Origin of the sequence: Arenimonas fontis (assembly GCF_008386465.1) — a bacterium.
Classification (GTDB): Bacteria; Pseudomonadota; Gammaproteobacteria; order Xanthomonadales; family Xanthomonadaceae; genus Arenimonas; species Arenimonas fontis.
The window spans coordinates 26,858-45,746 of record NZ_VUOD01000001.1 but is presented as its reverse complement, the minus strand read 5'-3'; the positions used below and the strand labels follow the sequence as shown (position 1 = coordinate 45,746).

Here is an 18,889-nt window from a genome sequence, read left to right as displayed (position 1 = left end):
GATGCATGAGCCAGCTAGACGAACATGAACAGGGCGAACGCGTTCGCACCTGGTTGAAGAACAACGGATCCTCGCTGCTGATGGGCGTTGCCCTGGGGCTGGCGGCCCTGTGGGGCTGGCAGTGGTGGCAAGGACAGCAGGCGAACCGGCAAGCCCTGGCGGGTGGCGAGTTCCTCGCCTTCGGCAAGGCGCTGGACGCTGGGGAAATCGACAAGGCGGAGGCCTTCGCGAGTTCGTTGCGGCAGAACCACGGCGGCGGCCCCTATCCGGCCCTCGTCGCCCTGGCCCTGGCCGAGCACAAGCTGGCAGAGGGGCAGGGCGAGCAGGCACTGGCCGAGCTGGACTCCGTATCGCGCGAGGGTCTGGAGGCGGAGCTGGCCGACCTGGTGCAGCTGCGGGCAGCCCGGGTGCTGTTGACACTGGGAAGGCACGAAGAGGCGATCGATCGCCTGGCCGGTCTCGAGGCCGGTGGCCGCTACGTCGCCGCGGCCGCCGAGTTGCGCGGCGATGCCGAACGTGCCCTCGGCCGTCGGGAACAGGCACGCGAAGCCTATGCCCGGGCCCTGGCCAATCTCGACGAGGCGGCGGCGATCCGGCCGTTGCTGGAAATGAAACTAGCCGATGCCGGCGGGCAGCCGTCCGGCCAGCCGGAGACCTGAACGCATGCGCATCCGTACCCTTGTACTCGCCCTGGCGCTGACCGTTTTCGCGGGCGGCTGCAGCACCATCAGGGGCTGGATCGCCAGCGATGCCGAGAAGGCGCGCGGACCGGCCGAGCTGACCGAAATCCAGGCATCGGCCACGGTCGAACAGGTCTGGTCCATCAACCTCGGTGACGAGCAGCAGCGCATGGGCTTGCGCCAGCAGGTGGCGATCGAGGGCGACAAGGTCTTCGTGTTCGACGACGAAGGCGAGGTGATGGCTGTGGACGCCAATACCGGCAAGCCGGTATGGCGCACCCTGGCTGCGGAGCGCAGAAGCGATGGCAGCGCCTGGAAGTTCTGGCGCAAGCGCATCGCCGACGGCGGCATCACCGGCGGCCCGGGCGTGGGCGGCGGCTTGGTGGTGGTCGGCGGCCGCAACGGCGAAGTCGTGGCCCTGGATGCAGGCACCGGCGCCGAACGCTGGCGCGCCAAGGTCACGTCCGAGGTCATCTCGGCGCCGCTGGTGGCTGGCGACCGGGTGGTCGTGCGCAGCAACGATGGCCGCACGTTCGGCCTGGACAGCGCCGACGGCGCTCGCCGCTGGGTCTACGACCGTGGCATCCCGGCCTTGTCCACCCGGGGCAACGCGGCGCCGGTTAGCGATGGTCAGCGGGTCTACCTCGGTTATGAGGACGGCAACGTGGTGGCGCTGCGGCTGGGCGACGGCAGCGTAGCCTGGATCCAGCGCGTGGCGGCACCCGAGGGCCGCAGCGACCTGGATCGGATGGCCGACGTGGACGGCGAGCTGGCGCTGGGATACAGCGAGCTTTACGCCACCAGTGTCGGCGGCCAGACCATGGCCATCGTGATGGCCACGGGCCAGCCGCTGTGGTCCCGCGATACCGGCACCTACGGCGGCTTGGCCCTGCTGGCCGACCGCCTGATGCTGGCCGATCCCGACGGCACCATCTGGGCCCTGGATCGCAGCAGCGGCAGCGCCTTGTGGAGACACGATGTGCTGGCGCGCCGTTGGCTGAGCAGCCCGGCGGTGCATGGCGACTATGTGGTGTTCGGTGATGTCGAAGGCTATCTGCACTGGATCAGCCCGGAGGACGGCCGCGTCGTCGCCCGCGAACGCCTGGACCGGGCACCGATCCGCGGTACGCCGCAAGTCTCCACCACCACCGGCCTGTTGTTCGCCATAAGCGGCGAAGGCAAGCTGTCGGCCTACCGTTTGCGCTGAGGCGCCGAACCCGGCCGGGCCTGGCGCCCGGCCGCAAGCATTCCGCCGGAGAGGCCATCGTGCTGCCATTGGTTGCCCTCGTCGGCCGTCCCAACGTCGGCAAGTCCACATTGTTCAATGTGCTCACGCGCAGTCGCGATGCGCTGGTGCACGACGAGCCGGGCGTGACGCGCGACCGCCATTACGGTATTTGCCGGCTGGACGAAAGCCGGCCATTCGTGCTCTGCGATACCGGCGGCCTGTCCGGCGAGGAAGAGGGCCTGGCCGGCGCCACCGCCCGGCAGGCGAGGGCGGCGGCCGAGGAGGCCGATCTGGTCCTGTTCGTGACGGATGGCCGGGAGGGTCCCTCGGCCGTGGACGAAGCCATCCTGGCCTGGCTGCGCCGCAGCGGTCGCCCCTTTCTGCTGGTGGTGAACAAGGTGGACGGCATCGAGCCCGGGGCTGCGTTGGCGGAGTTCGCCGGTTTCGGCGTCGAACCGTCCTTGCCGGTTGCGGCGGCGCATCGCCGCGGCATCGACGAGCTGCTGGCCGCCGTCCTGATCCGCCTGCCCGAGGACGGCGACGCCGAGGTACTTGCCGACGAGCCGGACAGGGTGCGGGTGGCGTTCATCGGCCGTCCCAACGTCGGCAAGTCCACCCTGGTGAACAGGCTGCTGGGCGAGGAGCGCATGATCGCCTCCGAGGTTCCCGGCACCACCCGTGACTCGATCGCCGTGGATCTGGAGCGCGATGGGCGCAAGTACCGGCTGATAGACACCGCCGGCCTGCGCCGCCGGGCCCGGGTCGAGGAGGCGGTGGAGAAGTTCAGCGCCTTCAAGACCCTGCAGGCCATCGAGAGCTGCCAGGTGGCGGTGGTGTTGCTGGATGCCAGCGAGGGCATCACCGAGCAGGATGCCACCGTGCTGGGCCATGTGCTGGAGGCCGGACGCGCCCTGGTACTGGCGGTAAACAAATGGGACGGCCGCACATCCTACGAGCGCGAGCAGGTCCAAACCATGCTCGAGCGCAAGCTGCAGTTCTGCGAATGGGCTGAACGGGTGACCATTTCGGCCAAACACGGCACGGGCCTGCGCGAGCTGTTCCGGGCCATCCATCGCGCCCATGCCTCGGCGACCCGCGAGTTCGGCACTGCCGAGGTGACGCGGGCATTGGAGATCGCGGTGCAGGCCTTTCCGCCGCCGAACGTGCGCGGGCACGCCCCGAAGTTGCGCTTCTGCCACCCGGGCGGCAGCAATCCGCCGACTTTCGTGGTGCACGGCAGCCGCTTGCGCACCCTGCCGGACAGCTACCGGCGCTATCTCGAGAACTTCTTCCGCAAGCGCTTCAAGCTGGTCGGCACGCCGGTGCGCTTCGTCTTCAAGGAAGGCGAAAACCCCTACGAGGGCCGCCGCAACGAGCTCAGCGAACGGCAGGTCCGGCGCAGGCGCCGGTTGCTGCGTCACGTCAAGCGCAGGTGAACGTGTCCGGCGGGCTGGCCCTGGGGGTGCTGGCCGGCGGCCAGGGTCGCCGGGTCGGCGGCCGTGACAAGGCCTGGCTGGCGCGCCAGGGGCGCAGCCAGCTGGAACATCTGCTTGCAATGCTCCCCGTCGGGGCTTTCAGCGAACGCCTGGCCAGCGTGCGTTCGGACGATCCGCGCTGGCAGGCCTTCGGATTCCGCTGCGTATCGGACTTGCGCCCGGGCTTTGGCGGCCCGCTGGCCGGGCTCGAGGCCCTGGCCACCGCCAGCCGCAGCGATCGGCTGTTGGCGCTGCCGGTGGACGCGCTGGACCTGCCGGCGGACCTGCTGCCGCGCCTGCGCGCTGCCTGCACCAGCGATGGTGCCTGGTTGCGCGATCGCAGTGGTCTGCAGCCCCTGATCGGGCTGTGGCGCACCTCGGCCTTGCGTGCGGCCGCTGCGTCAGCTCTGGACCGCGGCGAACACGCCGTGCATCGTGCCCTGGCGGTGCTGTCGCCGGCAGAGCTGGATATCTCCCCTGCCGGGGTGGGCAACGCCAACACGCCTGCGGACTTCGATCCGACATGAAGCCACCGTTCCCGGCCCCCATCGATTTCGCCCAGGCCTTGGCCATTCTCCTCCGCGTGGCGGAAGAACGGCGGCTGGCCGCAGAACGCGTGCCGCTGCAACGCGCCTTCGGCCGCGTGATGGCGGCCGACCTTGTCGCGGGCTCGTCCCTGCCGGCGTTCGACAACGCCGCCATGGATGGTTTCGCCGTTTGCGGCCTGCCGGTGCCGGCGCAGGGCTGGGCACTGGTGGGCGAGCAGTTCGCCGGTGCCGACCGTGGACTGCGCCTGCAGCCGGGCCAATGCGTCCGCATCACCACCGGTGCGCCGGTCCCCATGGGCACGGAAGCGGTATTGATCAAGGAAAACGCCCGCGAACAGGACGGCCGCGTGCTGACCGATGCCGGACCGTCACCGGGGGCCAACATCCGTCGTGCCGGCGAAGACCTGCGGCCCGGGCAGCGCGTGCTCAGCGCCGGCCAGGTGCTGACGCCTGCGCGGATCGGCCTGGCGGCGGCGCTGGGCGAAGCGGAACTGGAGGTGGCGCGCCGCCCGACCGTGGCCATCTTCACCACCGGCGACGAACTGCGCCCACCCGGTCAGGCCCTGGCGCCTGGCGAGTTGCACGACAGCAACCGGCCGCTGTTGCAGGCCCTGCTGCAGGCCGAAGGGCTGGAACCGGTGGCCTGGCCGAGCCTGCCCGACGAGCCGGCCGTGCTGGCGGCCGCCCTTGCAGATGCTGCGGCTGCTTTCGACCTGGTGGTTACCTGCGGCGGCGTGTCCGCCGGCGAAAAGGACCATCTGCCGGCCTTGCTGCTCGAACATGGCCGGATGCATTTCTGGAAGGTGCGCATGAAGCCGGGCATGCCGGTGCTGCTGGGGGGCTGGAACCGTGCCTTGGTGCTGGGCCTGCCGGGCAACCCGGTGTCGGTGCTGGCCACCTTCATCACCCTCGGCCGGCCGCTGCTCGACGCCTTGCAGGGCAGGGCGGAACCGCGGCCCGCCTGGACGGCGCTTCTGGCGGCGCCGGTGAGCAAACGGCACGGCCGTCGCGAGTTCCTGCGCGGGCGCCTGCGTACGGACGGGCGCGGCCGGTTGCTGGTCGAGCCCGATCCGGTGACCGGTTCACACCGGCTGGCGGCCGCCGCCCATGCCGACGTGCTGATCGACCTGCCCGAAGGCGAGGGAGAATTTCCCGAAGGCGCATCGGTGCCTTGCCTGCCTTGCGCCCCGGGCCGGGGCTAGACTGCCGGCATGAACGGAATCGAAGACATCAGCCCGGCCGAGGCGCGAAGGCGCATGGCCGCGGGCAGCCGCCTGGTGGACGTGCGCGAGCCCGGCGAGCACGCGTTGGGCCTCCCCGAAGGCGCCTTGCCGCTGCCACGTGCCGCGCTCGAGGCCGACCCGGAGCGACTGACGCCCGATCGCGAGGCCGAACTGCTGTTGATCTGCGGCAGCGGCCGACGCTCCCGCCTGGCCGCCGAGGCGCTGAGGGCCAAGGGCTACCGGCGCCTGTGCTCGGTGGAGGGCGGTTACCAGCGCTGGTGCGCCGAAGGACTGCCGACCGTCAGCGGCGCCGACGAGGATGCCGACTTCCTGGAACGCTATTCGCGCCACCTGCGCCTGCCGCAGGTCGGCCTGGAAGGCCAGCGCAAGCTGGCCCGGGCCAGCGTGCTGGTGGTCGGCGCCGGTGGCCTGGGCTCGCCTGCCGCCTGCTATCTGGCCGCCGCCGGCATCGGCCGGCTGCTGATCGCAGACGATGACGTGGTGGAGCGCAGCAACCTGCAGCGACAGATCCTGCACAGCGAGCAGCGCATAGGCCTGCCCAAGGTGGAGTCGGCGGCCGCCTCGCTGTCGGCGCTCAATCCGCGGGTGAGGATCGAGCCGCGGCGGGTGCGGGTCACTGCCGGGACCGTAGACGAACTGGTGGCCGGCGTGGACCTGGTGCTGGACGGCGCCGACAACTTCCCGGTGCGCTACCTGCTTTCCGACGCCTGCGTGAAGCACGCCAAGCCCTTGGTCTACGGCGCGGTGCATCGCTTCGAGGGCCAGATCAGCGTGTTCGACGCCGGCCGGCAGCGGGGCAGGGCGCCTTGTTACCGCTGCCTGTTCCCGGAACCGCCGGCGTCGGAGGACGCGCCGAACTGCGCCGAGGCCGGTGTACTGGGCGTGCTGCCGGGCGTGATCGGCCTGTTGCAGGCCACCGAAGCGATTAAGCTGATCCTGGGCATCGGCGAGCCGCTGACCGGGCGGCTGCTGCATTTCGACGCCCTGGGCATGCGCTTCCGGGAAACGCGGTTGCCGGCCGATCCGGAATGCCCGGCCTGCGCGCCCGGAAGGCCCTTCGCCGGCTACCAGGCCTTGGCCGAGCTATGCGGGTTCAGGACCTGAGCCGCTTCTCGAACCAGTGCTCGGCGTAGGGGTTGTCGTTGTAGCGCGGGATCTCGCGGTAGCCGTTGCGCAGGTACAGGGCCATGGCTTCGGTCAGGCGGCCGTTGGTGTCCAGGCGCAGGCGCCGGCAGCCCATGGCTCGGGCTTCGGCTTCGAGCCGGTCGAGCAGGTGCTGGGCGATGCCCAGGCCGCGCAGTTCCGGCGCCACCCACATGCGCTTGATCTCGGCAATGCCGTGCGAGAGCTTGCGGACAACCCCGCAGCCGACGGCACGGCCATCCAGCCGGGCCAGCAGCAACAGTCCCCTGGGCGGGCGCATGTCGTCGCTGGTAGTGACGGCGCCGCGACTGGGATCGAAGCCGGTTTCGAAGCGCCGGGAAAGCTCGGCGTAGTAGGTGTCCAGGCACTGCCTGGCTTGCGGCTCGTCCGGATCGGCGGTTTCGATGCGCACGGCCGAGGCGCGCAGCAGGTTTTCGACCTCGGTCATCGCCTGAACCAGACGCAGGCGCCGCGACTCGCTCAGCGGCGCCAGCAGGGAGGCGGCGAAGTCGTGCGACTTGCGGTCCAGCACGGCGTACTCGCGTTTGCCCTTGGCAGTCAGGCGGGCGATGCGGACGCGGGCGTCGCCCTCGGCCCGGGCGGTTTCCACCAGGCCTTCGGACTCGAGGGCGCGCAGCAGCCGGCTCAGGTAGCCCGAATCCAGGCCCAGGCCCTCGCGCAGTTCGCGCAGGCTGCGGCCGTCCTTGCCGATCTCGAAGATCAGGCGCAGCTGCGCCAAGGGCCGGCCGCGGCCGAGGTAGTCGTCGTTGAGCACGCCGATGCGCTGGGTGACGGCGCGGTTGAAGCGGCGGACCTGGGCGACCTGGTTCTCGTCCATTGCCTGACCCCGGTCAGATATCTGGAAGATGCCTGACTTTAGTCAGAAGATCGCCCTTCGTCCAGCGGCGACGGTGCGCAGGCCAGGGCCCGGCGTAGCAGGAAGGCCCGTTCGGCGCTATTGCGGGTGAGGGCGGCGGCCTGCTCGAAGGCGGCCCGGGCCTCGGCCAGGCGGCCCAGGCGGTACAGGCAGTCGGCGCGGGCGGCCGGCAGCGGCGCGTAGCCTTGCAGGGCCGGCACCTTTGTCAGCAGCGCCAGCATCCCCAGGCCGGTTTCCGCCCCGAAGGCCATGCTGTGGGCGATGGCGCGGTTGAGTTCGACGACGGGCGAGGGCACCACGATTCGCAGGCGGTCGTAGAGCGCGGCGATGCGAGGCCAGTCGGTGGCCTCGTAGTGGCTGGCGCGGGCGTGGCAGGCGGCGAGGGCGGCCTGCAGGACATAGGGCCCTTCGGCGCCGCCCAGGGCTTCGGCGCGGGCCAGTGCGTCCAGGCCGCGGCGGATCAGAAGGCGGTCCCAGCGGCGGCGATCCTGCTGCGGCAGCGTGAGCAACTGGCCATCGGTGCCGACGCGGGCCTGCAGGCGCGAGGCCTGCAATTCCATCAACGCAAGCAGCCCCAGGACTTCCGGTTCCTCCGGCGCCAGGCCGGCCAGGCTGCGGCCCAGGCGCAGGGCCTCCTCGCAGAGCGCCGGCCGGATCGGATCTTCGCCGGCGGTGGCGGCGTAACCTTCGTTGAAGATCAGGTAGACCACTTCCAGCACCGAGGCCAGGCGTTCGTCGCGCTCGCGCCCGCGCGGAACTTCGAACGGCAGGCCGGCCTTGGCCAGGCTGCGTTTGGCGCGGACGATTCGCTGGGCGATGGTGGCCTCCCTGCTCAGGAAGGCGCGGGCGATGTCGTCGGTGGTCAGGCCGCCGAGCAGGCGCAGGGTGAGGGCGATCCGTGCATCCACCGGCAACAGCGGATGGCAGGCGGCGAAAATCAGGCCGAGGCGCTGATCCCCGATATCGTCGTCCATGGCAGCTTCCAGGGCTTCCAGGCCGGGTGGTGGCTGCAGCATGGCGTCATGGACCAGTCCAGCGTGTTTTTCCGCCTGCACGCGGTCGCGCCGAAAGGCGTCGATGGCGCGTCGCTTGGCGGTGGCCATCAGCCAGGCGCCGGGCTTGTCGGGAATGCCGCCACGTGGCCAGTCGGCCAGGGCCGCCACGAAAGCGTCCTGGACCAGTTCCTCGGCCCGGTCGATGTCGCCCAGCATCCGGACCAGGCTGGCCAGCAGCCTGGTCCGTTCGATGCGGAACACCGCCGCGATCGATTCCCGGGTGGCGACGGCATCCACCGTCGTCGCCGGCTCCGTCAGTTGTGCTCGCCGGCCAGGCGGCGACGGGTGCGTTCGTGCAATTCCGTCGCCTCGGGCGTCATCACCTCGTCGAAGTCGGACAGCTCGTAGAGAGGCCGGATCTCGATCTCGCTGGGACCGGGCATGGGATTGGGGCAGCGCTTGACCCATTCGACGGCCTCGGCCATGTCCTTGACCTCCCAGATCCAGTAGCCGGCGACCAGCTCGCGGGTCTCCGCGAAGGGGCCGTCGGTGACCGTCCGGCGCGGGCCGTCGAAGGCGACGCGCTTGCCCTGGGAGGACGGCTTGAGGCCGTCGCCGGCCAGCATCACGCCGGCGTTGACCAGCTCCTCGTTGAACCGGCCCATGGCTTCCGCCAGTTCGGAGCTGGGCATCACGCCGGCCTCACTGTCTTCAGTCGCCTTGACCATCACCATCACACGCATCGTCGTTCTCCTTGGGCTTGGGAATGCAGTGGCTTGCCGGAATGGCCCCGGGCCATTCTTGCCAAATACGACGAACGGAAGGGGGTGGAATCGACAAGCAAGGGGGCGATCATGGCGCCAGGCCCGGTGGGCACGCCCAGGAGCCTTGCCTGGTTATTTACATAATATACATTATGCGAAATTTGTGCCGGGATAGGCTACCTGATCAGGCGTTGGACCTTCCCGACCTCCCCCGGCTCCAGCCCGCCGATTCGGCGCAAGCATGAAATCTCAACAGCCACCGTGCCTTACGCCAGGCAAGCCGATGAATGGATGCGCCCGCCGACTATACGAAGAATAGGTTCTCGGACATGTGGACCTTTCGGCCGACTGGTCAGGCTGGCGATTGCGTGGCCGCTGACTCATCTCCCCCGATGGCGATCGGATCACGCCCGAGCGCCTGCGAGGGCTGATGTTCCGCGAAACTCTGCATCGGCGCTGGCGGAAAACGAGCCCCGCCGCTGCCCGAGGCGACAAGGTCGTCAGGCTCGGGCTCAGGGAGCCCGCCGTTCCGCCAGCCGGAACGACCAGGCCGCCCCGATCCACATCCCCGAGAACACCAGGCTGATCGCCGTCTCCAGCAGGTGGCCGGTGGCGAGTGCGTAGAAGCTGCCGCCCAGCTGCGCCAGCGCGATCACCGTCATGGCCACGGCCAGCCCATGCGGGCGCAGCCGCGACAGCAAGGCGCCGATCACGGCGATGCCGACGATGCCGAAATAGATGAGGTTGGCCGGGTTCTCCGGCTCGCCCAGGAAACCGACCGCCAGATTGGCCCAAGTTTCCAGGAAGCCGGTCAGGGCGGCCAGGGCCGCGCCGGCGCGGTAGGCCAGGCGCTGGTCGCGGCTCATGCCGCCGGAGCGGCGCAGGGCCAGATCCACCAGGCCGCACACGGTGGCCAGCATCACGCCCGCCACCAGGAAATCCAGCGCGTCCCAGTCCACCTCCTCGGTGAACTGCATGGCGATCGCCGGCAGCAGCATCAGGGCCACTGCCCCGCCCCACAGCAGCAGGCGCAGGATGCCGTCACCTCGCGTGCCGGTTCCGTCCAGTCGTCCGTTCATGTCCACGCTCCTCCCATTGATCTGCTGGTGGCGCGAGTCTTGGGCGCGATTCTGGCAGTTGCGGGGCGTCGTCGGGGCAATTCGCCGACCGGATGCATCGGCAGGTCGCGTCGGCGCACCGGCGTGATTGACCTTCCCCCGATGGCAATCCGCAAGATCGCCACCCCCCGACCCGGCCCGAATGCCATGTCCGCCCCGGTCCTCCACTGCTCGCCCGAATACCTGAAGCTGAACCCGCAGGCGCGGGTTCCGACCCTGCTGGTGGACGATGCCGCCGCGACCGAAGTGGTCGTGGTCACCGACTACCTCGACCGCCTGCGCTGGAGCGCCTCGGCGCTGCCGGAAGGCCAAGGCCTGGCTCCGGACAGCCCGCGCCTGCGCGATGCGCTGGCGGCCGACCCGGTATTTGCCCGGGTGCCAACCGACGAAGGCATCCGTATGGTCAGTATCGACATCATGAAGCAGGGCGCCCACGCCTATTTCGCCCCTGTGAGATGGGCAGTGTGCGCCCTGCGCCGCGCCGCGGAAAATGCTTTCGGTGAGTCCAGCCCGCCGCAGAACCGCATCAAGCTGAGTTGATTGTCGGCCCTCAGGCCGCCACACCCTCCAAACCCCCGGCCTGGCGCCGGGGGTTTTTCGTATCTGGCCGGGAAACGCCCCCCTGTGCGGGATAGGGTTCCCGGGCCACCGAGCGCCGGTCCTGGGGTAACCTGCCCCTGTAGTCCACCCCGGCAGGGGTCCGCCCAGCTGGAATGCTGGCTCATCAACGCGGCGGCGTCATGCACGCCGTCCATCCACCCGCGCGGGAGAGTCCTCCCGTCGGGGGTCTCCGTGCGCCTCTTGTCCACGGAGACAACCATGAAACGAAACGTCGGAACGACCATCATTCCCGACTTGTTCGGTGCTGACGGTCCGACCCAAACCAGGCCCGCGCTCAAGGGGGTGGCTCCCGCGTCAGTCTCGAGCGGCTCGCCGACCGAAAGGAGTAAACTCCGCCCATGCCCTGGCTGTCACTGCTGCTGCGCGCCCTGCTCTCCCTGGCCCTGGTGGCCGGGGGGATTCCGGGTGCGGCGATGGCGAGCCATGCAGCGGTGGATCATGCTGCGACCCATCAGGCTGCCACCGATCAGGCTGCGACGGCCGACACGATGGCCGGCGTGACTGCGGACGCCGGCGCCGGGCTACCGCCCTGCCACGGAGAACCGGAGCCGGCCAGCCAGCCGCCGGCCGGCGACGATTGCTGCGGCAGTCCCGAGCATCCTGGCTGCGACTGCCCCTGCCTGGGCCACCTGGCCGCCGTCGAGCGGCTGCCGCCGAAGCTGGTCCCGCCGGTGCCGGCCGCCGCACCCTCGCCCGATCCCTCGCCCAGCCCGCCGGCCGGTATCGCCGCCACGCCCCTGCGGCCACCCATCGCCTGAGTCCGCCCGCGCGGCTAGGCCGCGCAGTGGTTCCGGTCCGCCGACCGGTTCGTGCCCCTCGTGGGCGTTCGCGATGGAGTCCAATCATGTCCCTGTCCCCTGCCCGCGCCAGCCTGGCGCTGGCCCTGCTGACCATCCTGGCCGGCTGCGCCTCGCTGCCGCCCCGACCGCCGGATGACGAGATCCGGCCGCTGCTGCACGCGCGCGGCGGTCCCGCCCTGCCCGTTCCGGATGCGGCCGACCCGGTGCCTGCCTGGCTGGCCGAACCGCTCACGCTAGAGCGTGCCGTCCAGATCGCCTTGCTGCGCAGCCCCCAGTTGCAGCTCACCTATGCCGAACTCGGTCTGGAGCGCGCTGAAGTGCTGGAAGCGGTCCAGGTCGACAACCCGGCATTCTCGATCGGCCGCGAGCGGCTGAGTCCCGGAGACGGTACCGTGCGCCTGGCCGGCCTGTCGCTGCCGCTGGGCGAGCTCATCGCCGCGCCCTTGAAGGTGCGCCTGGCCGAGGGCGAGTACGAACGTGCCCGCCTGCGCCTGGCCCAGGCCGTGCTGGACCTGGCGCTCGATATCGAGGCGGCCTGGTATCGCGCTGCCGCCGCCGAACAGGTGGCCGGCATGCGCGAGGCGGTCTCCGAAGGCGCGCAGGCGTCCGCCGAGCTGGCCGGGCGTTTTCACGCCGCGGGCAACATCAGCCAACTGCAACTACGCCAGGAGCAGGCCTTCGCCAGCGAGGCACGTATTGCCGCCGCCCGGGCCCGGGCCGAGGCGGTGCGCGAGCGGCTGGCCCTCAATACCCTGCTCGGCCTGAATGGCGCCGATGCCCGGTGGGCTGCCGCCGAGGGCTTGCGCCTGCCGGTGAGCGCGGAAGACGACGTGGACGCGCTGGTGCGCCTGGCCCGCCGCGACAACCTGCAGCTCCAGGCCGCGCGCCTGCGCGCCGACACCCGGCTGAAAGCGGCTGGTATCACCCGCGGACTGTGGTGGCTGCGGGGCGCCGAGTTCGAGTTCTCGCGCGAACGGGAACCGGACGGCAGCCGCAAGCAAGGGCCGGGACTGGCGGTCGAACTGCCGCTGTTCAACCAGGGGCAGGCCGAACGCGCTCGCGCCCAGGCCCTGCTGGACGAGGCCCGGGCCAGGTTGGCCATGGCCGAGCTGGCGGTGGTCGAGGGGGTGCGTGCCCGGGCCCAGGCCGTGGCCGAGCTGCGCGATGTGGTGGCCCTGCACCGTGATGCGCTGGTGCCGCAGCGTGAGGACATCGTCGCTCGCCAGCAGGAACGGCAGAACTTCATGCTGATCGGCGTGTTCGAACTCGTGCAGGCCAAGCTGGCCGAGTACGACGCCTACCAGGGTTATATCGAGGCCCTGCGCGACTACTGGCTGGCGCGGGTCGAGCTCAGCCGCGTCGTCGGCCAGAGGCTGCCAAGCGCCGATGCGCCGGGCGAAACGGCGCCGACGCTGGAGCAGATCCTCGGTCCGCAGACGGGCGGACACCAGGGCCACGGAATGCCCGAAACAGCCGCCGAAGCCGGCACGGAAGAAGCCGGGCCGGAGCAGGACGAAGACCAGCACAAGCATCACCACCACCAGGGATCGGCGGCCGTCAAGGCCGCCGGTGAGGCTGAGGACAAAGACCAGCACAATCATCACCACCACCAGGGAGATCAGCCATGAGCCTGACCCGACGCGATCTGCTGCTTGCCGCCGGCGCCAGCCTGGCCGTCACGCCGGCCGTGGCCGGGGCCCAGGCAGCGCCAGCCAAGCCAGAGGAGGCGCCGCCGGTGCGGCGCACGCCGGCCGGGCGCGTGCGCACGCTCAACGGCTGGTCCCTGCCCCACCGCATGAACGGGGGCGTCAAGGAGTTCCATCTGGTCGCCGAGGAAATCGAGCATGAGTTCGCCCCCGGCTCGAAGGCGATCTGCTGGGGCTACAACGGCAGTACGCCCGGTCCCACCATCGAGGCGACCGAGGGCGACCGGGTACGCATCTACGTCAGCAACCACCTGCGGGAGCCGACCACCATCCATTGGCACGGCCTGATCCTGCCCAGCGGCATGGACGGCGTCGGCGGCCTGTCACAGCCGAAGATCCAGCCCGGCGAGACCTACGCCTATGAGTTCACGCTGCGCCAGCACGGCAGCCACATGTACCACCCGCACGCCGACGAGATGGTGCAGATGGCCATGGGCATGATGGGCCTGTTCGTCATCCATCCGCGCGGTGGCGACCATGTGGACCGTGACTACGCACTGCTGCTGCACAACTTCGCCTTGCACCCAGGTACGCGCCGGCCCGACCCGGCGGTGATGCAGGACTTCGACCTGTGGACCTTCAATTCCAAGGTTTTTCCCGCCATCGAGCCGATCGTGGCCCGCAGCGGCGAACGCGTGCGCATCCGGGTCGGCAACCTGAGCATGTGGAACCACCCCATCCATCTGCACGGCGTCCAATTCGAGGTGACCGGTGGCGACGGCGGCCGCTGGCCGAAGGCGCAGTGGCGGCGCGAGGTCACCGAGATCGTGGGTGTCGGCCAGATGCGCGACATCGAGTTCGTGGCGGTGCCGGGCGACTGGGCCTTCCACTGCCACATGTCGCACCACACCATGGGCCCGATGGGCCACGACATCCCCAATACCCTGGGCGTGGACCAGCGCGGGGTCGAGGAAAGGATCCGGAAGATGCTGCCGGGCTACATGGCCATGGGCCAGCACGGTATGTCCGAGCACCAGGAACACACCGACAGCGGCCACATGAAGGGCCCGGAGAACACCCTGGCGATGATGGCTGGCAAGGGCCCGTTCGGAAACATCGAGATGGGCGGCATGTTCACCGTGGTGAAGGTCCGCGACGACATCGCGCCGGGCGACTTCCGCGATCCGGGCTGGTACCCCAATCCGCCGGGTACCGTGGCCAGGCGGGTCAGTTCGGATCCGGGTTTCGGCACCCCGGTCCGTCGTTCTGGTTCATGAGGAAAATCAAATGAAAAACATGGTTTTGTCGAACATTCTTAAGGTCGTATCACTCGTCGTGCTGGCCCTGCCCGGCCTGGCCGCCGGCCAGGACCGCAGCCCGGTCGAGCATCCGCTGGATCGGCCGCTGGTCACCGTGCACAAGACTCCCTGGTGCGGCTGCTGCAGCCTGTGGATCGAGCACATGCGCGAACACGGTTTCGAGATCAGCGTGATCGAGGCGGCCGACTTGGGGCCGGTGAAGCAGCGGGTCGGTGTGCCGGCCGGCAAGGGCTCCTGTCACACCGCCGAGGTCGAGGGCTATTTCATCGAGGGCCACGTGCCCGCCGAGGATGTGCGCCGCCTGCTGGCCGAGCGGCCCGCCGCGCGTGGGCTGACGGTGCCGGGCATGCCGGCCGGTTCGCCGGGCATGGAGCGGCCCGACGGCTACGTCCAGCCCTACAGCGTCGAGCTGATCGGCGAGGACGGCAGCGCCAGCGAGTGGGCCCGGCACGGCGCGGGATGGGGGAACTGAGCGGGAAACCCGGCCTGCAACGGGCCGTTGCAGGCCGGCCGGCGCCCCTCGCTTGACCTTGACATCGTGGGAAGCCGAATCCTCGGTGGCGGTGACATGCACCGCATCCGGAGTCTTCTCATGCACACACCGTCCTCTCCGCCCGCCGCCCTCGCCCAGCCCTTCCGTTTCGGCATAACCGGCATGACCTGCGCGTCCTGCGCCGGCCGGGTCGAGCGGGCCCTGACCGCCGTGCCGGGCGTGCTTTCGGCGAGCGTGAACCTGGCCGCCGAAACGGCGACGGTCGAAACCGACGGCAGTGCCTCCGCCGCAGCCCTGGCCGAGGCGGTCCGGAAGGCCGGCTACGAGGTGGCGGCCGCGGTTCCCGCCGATGCCGCAGAAGGCCCCGCAGGCGGCCCCGGTGCAGCACCGGCGCCCGTCCGCACCGCCGCGCGCGAACGCCGGCACCTGATCATCGCTGCCCTGCTGTCCCTGCCCTTGGCCCTGCCGATGATCGGCATGGCCTTCGACGCCCACTGGGCGCTGCCGGGCATGTGGCAGCTGGCCTTGGCCACGCCGGTGCAGTTCTGGCTGGGGGCCCGCTTCTACCGCGCCGGCTGGCGCGCGCTCAGGGCGGGCACCGGCAACATGGACCTGCTGGTCGCGCTGGGTACCAGTGCGGGCTACGGCCTGAGCCTCTACCACCTGCTGTTCAGTCGCTCCCACCAGGGTGAGCCGCCGCTGTATTTCGAGGCATCGGCGGTGATCATCACGCTCATCCTGATGGGCAAGTGGCTCGAGGCCAGGGCCAAGCACCAGACCACTGAGGCGATCCGGGCCCTGCAGGCCCTGCGTCCCGCCATCGCAAGGCTGCGCCGCAACGGCGGCGAAGAGGTCGAGGTGCCAGTGGACCGGGTCCAGCCTGGCGATCTGGTCGTGGTCCTGCCCGGCGAACGGGTACCGGTCGACGGCGAGATCATCGAGGGCCGCAGCCACAACGACGAGTCGCTGATCAGCGGTGAATCACTGCCGGTGCCCAAGGAACCCGGCGAACGCGTCACCGGCGGCGCCGTCAACGCCGAGGGACGCTTGCTGGTGCGCGCCACCACGGTCGGCGCCGAATCGGCCCTGGCGCGCATCATCCGCCTGGTCGAGGACGCGCAGGCGAAGAAGGCGCCGATCCAGCGCATCGTGGACCGGGTGAGCGCGGTGTTCGTGCCGGTGGTGGTGCTCATCGCCCTGGCGACCCTGCTCGGCTGGGGTTTGGCCACCGGCGACTGGACCCGGGCTACGCTCGATGCCGTGGCGGTGCTGGTGATTGCCTGCCCCTGCGCCCTTGGCTTGGCCACGCCGACCGCGATCATGGCCGGCACCGGCGTGGCGGCCCGTGCCGGCATCCTGATCAAGGATGTCGAGGCTCTGGAAACCACCCGCCACCTGCGCATCGTGGCCTTCGACAAGACCGGGACCCTGACCACGGGCAGGCCGCGGCTGCTGGCGGTGGCCGCTGCCGAGGGCAAGGATGAACGGGAGATGCTGCACCTGGCCGCTGCCCTGCAGCAGGGCAGTGAGCACCCCTTGGCGAAGGCAGTGCTCGAGGCCGTCCGCGAAGAAGGCCCGCTACCGTCGGCGGCCAGGGCCGTCTCGGCGCTGCGGGGCCGTGGCGTCGAGGGCCGGCTGGACGGCCGGCGGCTGGTACTGGGCAGCGGGCGCCTGATGCGTGAGCTCGGTGTGTCGCTGGGCTCGCTGGCGACAAGGGGCGAGCAGGAGGCCGGCCGGGGCCGCTCGGTGTCCTGGCTGGCCGTGGATGGCGGCGACGGCCTGCGCCTGCACGGCCTGCTGGCCTTCGGCGACCCGCCCAGGCCGGAAGCCGGGGAGGCGGTGGCCAACCTGCGTGCCCAAGGCATCCGCCCGGTAATGCTTTCGGGCGACAACGCCGGCGCCGCCCGCGCTGTCGCGGCGGCGGTCGGCATCGCCGCGGAGGACGTTCGCGCCGAGGTACTGCCGGATGACAAGGCCGAGCATATCCGGGCCCTGGCGGCCGATGGCCGGGTCGGCATGGTCGGCGACGGCGTCAACGATGCCCCGGCCCTGGCCGCCGCCGACGTCGGTTTCGCCATGGGCGGCGGCACCGACGTGGCCATGCACGCGGCCGGCGTCACCCTGATGCGCAACGATCCGCGCCTGGTCGCCGATGCGATCGACATCTCGCGCCGTACCAGCCGCAAGATCCACCAGAACCTGTTCTGGGCTTTCATCTACAACGTGGTCGGCATCCCGCTGGCGGCGGCTGGCCTGCTGAACCCGGTGATGGCCGGCGCCGCCATGGCCCTGTCCAGCGTCAGCGTGGTGGCCAACACCCTGCTGCTGCGTCGCTGGCAGCCGCGGGCCCGGCACTGACATGAGGGACGAGCATGGCGATCAGGACACCGCGACCGGAACTGGCGGACGCCCGCCGGCAGGGCCTGCACAACATCGGCGAGGCCTCGGCCCTGAGCGGGGTGTCGGCCAAGATGATCCGCCACTACGAGGGCATCGGCCTGATCCCGCCGGCCGCGCGCAGCTTCGCCAACTACCGGCTCTACAGCGCAGCCGACGTGCACCGCCTGCGCTTCATCCGCCGGGCCCGCGACCTGGGCTTTTCGATGAAGCGGATCGAGACCCTGCTGGGGCTGTGGAGCGACCCGCAGCGCAGCAGCGCCGAGGTCAAGCGCCTGGCGCTGGAACACGTCGCGGAACTGGGCGAGCGGATCCGGCAGATGCAGGCCATGCAGCGCACCCTGCAGCACCTGGCACGTGGCTGCCAGGGCGATGACCGGCCCGACTGCCCGATCCTCGACGACCTGGCCGGCAGCCCTGTCTAGACTTCCACCAGGCGCCAGCCTGTCGGCGCGCCCCAGTCCTGCTCGCCGATGACGGCGACGATGCCCGGCCAGGCGGCGATGGCCAGCATGCCGCCGTCGGGCAGTTGCCAAGTCAGCGCTTCCGCCTGCTCCGCCGCTGCCGGTTCACACTGGAGGCGACGCGCCCTTCCCGGCAGCAGCCCCTTGCCGCACCGCTTCCCTTCCGCCTCCTTGAGGGCCCAGTAGCGGTAGAAGGCGCGGGCCCTCTCCGGCGCCGGCTGCGCGGCCAGGCGCTCGCGCTCCCCGCGGGTGAAGACGAAGGCGGCCAGACCGTCGAGGTCGCGCGGCCGTTGCGGGTATTCGAGATCCAGGCCGACCGGCCCGTTCGCCACCGCGACGGCGATGCGCTCGCCGCTGTGGCTGATCGATACCCGCAGCGGTTCGCGCCAACCGCTGCGGGTGAGCCGTGGCGGCTCCCCTTCCGGGTGCTGCCAGTGCCAGTCACCTGCATGGCCACCGAATCCCCTTGCCGCCAGCGAGCGGGCCAGCCAATGCCCGGCCAGGTACTGGTCGCGCCGGCGTGGCGCCCGCATCGCCGCCAGCCGCGCCCGCTCGGCCTCGCTCAACCAATCCGCCGCCGTTCCCGACGGCGGGATGGCCTCAGCGACGCGCAGCAGGCAGCGCAGCATCTCCGCGGCCGGGATTCAGGGCGAGGCCACGGCCAGGCGGATGTCCTGGGCCAGGTTGTTGGTCCACTGGAAGTACTTCGGGTGGATGTAGGCCTTGCCGCGCTTCTCGCGGTAGTTGAGGTTCTCGCTGGAGACGTACTCGATGCGGAAGCTGGACTGGTCATAGACCACCGCCACCACCACGGTGTGCTTGCCGCGGATGACGTTGCGCAGTACTGCCCGCCCCGGCTGGTCCTCGACCAGGTGCCAGCCGCGCGGAATGCCCGCGGTAATGACCGCTTCCCGAACGTCTTCCAGGCGGGGCGTGCTGCCGCCTGGGCCGACGACCGTTATCTGCTGCGGCGGCTCCAGCCTGTCTACCCGCGCCGCGGCAGGCGTCGCGGCCAGGGCCAGGACGAGGAAGGTCGGGACGAGGAATCGCTTCATGCTTGTCTCCATTGCCGGGTTC

19 protein-coding genes are annotated in these 18,889 nt (G+C 70.4%); 13 read left to right on the top strand and 6 right to left on the bottom strand.

Annotated features, from left to right (window positions below; all coding sequences use genetic code 11):
- Window positions 1-5 precede the first annotated feature (5 nt).
- The 6 genes from F0415_RS00255 to moeB are packed head-to-tail and all read left to right on the top strand — an operon-like array spanning window position 6 to window position 6,279.
- Window positions 6-659, top strand: a complete 654-nt coding sequence (locus F0415_RS00255; RefSeq protein ID WP_149859191.1) for a YfgM family protein — start codon at window positions 6-8, stop codon at window positions 657-659.
- 4 nt (window positions 660-663) lie between these two features.
- On the top strand, window positions 664-1,887 hold the full coding sequence (gene bamB / locus F0415_RS00250) for an outer membrane protein assembly factor BamB (protein ID WP_188310237.1): 1,224 nt from the start codon (window positions 664-666) through the stop codon (window positions 1,885-1,887).
- A 59-nt stretch (window positions 1,888-1,946) separates the two neighbouring features.
- The gene (der, locus tag F0415_RS00245) at window positions 1,947-3,344 is read left to right on the top strand and encodes a ribosome biogenesis GTPase Der (RefSeq protein WP_149859189.1); all 1,398 of its coding nucleotides are present in this window, start codon (window positions 1,947-1,949) and stop codon (window positions 3,342-3,344) included.
- 2 nt (window positions 3,345-3,346) lie between these two features.
- On the top strand, window positions 3,347-3,910 hold the full coding sequence (gene mobA / locus F0415_RS00240) for a molybdenum cofactor guanylyltransferase (protein WP_188310236.1): 564 nt from the start codon (window positions 3,347-3,349) through the stop codon (window positions 3,908-3,910).
- Window positions 3,907-5,133, top strand: a complete 1,227-nt coding sequence (locus tag F0415_RS00235; RefSeq protein ID WP_149859187.1) for a molybdopterin molybdotransferase MoeA — start codon at window positions 3,907-3,909, stop codon at window positions 5,131-5,133. Before mobA ends, F0415_RS00235 begins: the two co-directional genes overlap by 4 nt.
- Before the next feature lie 9 nt (window positions 5,134-5,142).
- Window positions 5,143-6,279: a molybdopterin-synthase adenylyltransferase MoeB gene (moeB, locus tag F0415_RS00230; RefSeq protein ID WP_149859186.1), complete on the top strand. Its 1,137-nt coding sequence runs from the start codon at window positions 5,143-5,145 to the stop codon at window positions 6,277-6,279.
- Here the strand turns inward: moeB and F0415_RS00225 are convergent.
- The 4 genes from F0415_RS00225 to F0415_RS00210 all read right to left on the bottom strand — a co-directional run bounded on the left by F0415_RS00225 (window position 6,269) and on the right by F0415_RS00210 (window position 10,033).
- Window positions 6,269-7,156, bottom strand: coding sequence for a bifunctional helix-turn-helix transcriptional regulator/GNAT family N-acetyltransferase (locus F0415_RS00225; RefSeq protein WP_149859185.1), 888 nt, complete (start codon window positions 7,154-7,156; stop codon window positions 6,269-6,271). The two genes, moeB and F0415_RS00225, sit on opposite strands and share 11 nt — an antisense overlap.
- Before the next feature lie 38 nt (window positions 7,157-7,194).
- The gene (locus tag F0415_RS00220; RefSeq protein ID WP_246149810.1) at window positions 7,195-8,487 is read right to left on the bottom strand and encodes an RNA polymerase sigma factor; all 1,293 of its coding nucleotides are present in this window, start codon (window positions 8,485-8,487) and stop codon (window positions 7,195-7,197) included.
- A 17-nt stretch (window positions 8,488-8,504) separates the two neighbouring features.
- On the bottom strand, window positions 8,505-8,933 hold the full coding sequence (locus F0415_RS00215) for a YciI family protein (RefSeq protein WP_149859184.1): 429 nt from the start codon (window positions 8,931-8,933) through the stop codon (window positions 8,505-8,507).
- Window positions 8,934-9,466: 533 nt separating this feature from the next.
- Window positions 9,467-10,033, bottom strand: a complete 567-nt coding sequence (locus F0415_RS00210; RefSeq protein ID WP_149859183.1) for a hypothetical protein — start codon at window positions 10,031-10,033, stop codon at window positions 9,467-9,469.
- A gap of 186 nt (window positions 10,034-10,219) precedes the next feature.
- Between F0415_RS00210 and F0415_RS00205 the strand changes: the two genes are divergently transcribed.
- The 7 genes from F0415_RS00205 (at window position 10,220) to cueR (ending at window position 17,773) form a co-directional block, all read left to right on the top strand.
- Window positions 10,220-10,612, top strand: coding sequence for a thioredoxin domain-containing protein (locus tag F0415_RS00205; protein ID WP_149859182.1), 393 nt, complete (start codon window positions 10,220-10,222; stop codon window positions 10,610-10,612).
- A 419-nt stretch (window positions 10,613-11,031) separates the two neighbouring features.
- Window positions 11,032-11,451, top strand: a complete 420-nt coding sequence (locus tag F0415_RS00200; RefSeq protein ID WP_149859181.1) for a CopL family metal-binding regulatory protein — start codon at window positions 11,032-11,034, stop codon at window positions 11,449-11,451.
- A gap of 86 nt (window positions 11,452-11,537) precedes the next feature.
- Complete coding sequence (locus tag F0415_RS00195) at window positions 11,538-13,121, top strand: TolC family protein (protein WP_149859180.1); 1,584 nt, start codon at window positions 11,538-11,540, stop codon at window positions 13,119-13,121.
- The gene (locus F0415_RS00190; protein WP_210244142.1) at window positions 13,118-14,416 is read left to right on the top strand and encodes a multicopper oxidase family protein; all 1,299 of its coding nucleotides are present in this window, start codon (window positions 13,118-13,120) and stop codon (window positions 14,414-14,416) included. Before F0415_RS00195 ends, F0415_RS00190 begins: the two co-directional genes overlap by 4 nt.
- A gap of 10 nt (window positions 14,417-14,426) precedes the next feature.
- Complete coding sequence (locus F0415_RS00185) at window positions 14,427-14,930, top strand: DUF411 domain-containing protein (RefSeq protein ID WP_210244141.1); 504 nt, start codon at window positions 14,427-14,429, stop codon at window positions 14,928-14,930.
- 183 nt (window positions 14,931-15,113) lie between these two features.
- On the top strand, window positions 15,114-17,309 hold the full coding sequence (locus F0415_RS00180) for a heavy metal translocating P-type ATPase (protein WP_281286561.1): 2,196 nt from the start codon (window positions 15,114-15,116) through the stop codon (window positions 17,307-17,309).
- A 14-nt stretch (window positions 17,310-17,323) separates the two neighbouring features.
- Entirely contained in the window at window positions 17,324-17,773 is a 450-nt protein-coding gene (cueR, locus tag F0415_RS00175; RefSeq protein ID WP_149859178.1) for a Cu(I)-responsive transcriptional regulator, read from the top strand.
- On the opposite strand, the gene F0415_RS00170 is transcribed toward cueR, so the two are convergent.
- Together F0415_RS00170 and F0415_RS00165 are read right to left on the bottom strand one after the other, a co-directional pair.
- A complete protein-coding gene (locus F0415_RS00170) occupies window positions 17,770-18,441 on the bottom strand; it encodes a 4'-phosphopantetheinyl transferase family protein (RefSeq protein ID WP_149859177.1) in 672 nt (223 codons plus the stop codon). The two genes, cueR and F0415_RS00170, sit on opposite strands and share 4 nt — an antisense overlap.
- Window positions 18,442-18,456: 15 nt before the next feature.
- Window positions 18,457-18,867 (bottom strand): hypothetical protein, encoded by a 411-nt coding sequence (locus F0415_RS00165; protein WP_149859176.1) that lies wholly within the window; start codon window positions 18,865-18,867, stop codon window positions 18,457-18,459.
- Between the last annotated feature and the right edge of the window lie 22 nt (window positions 18,868-18,889).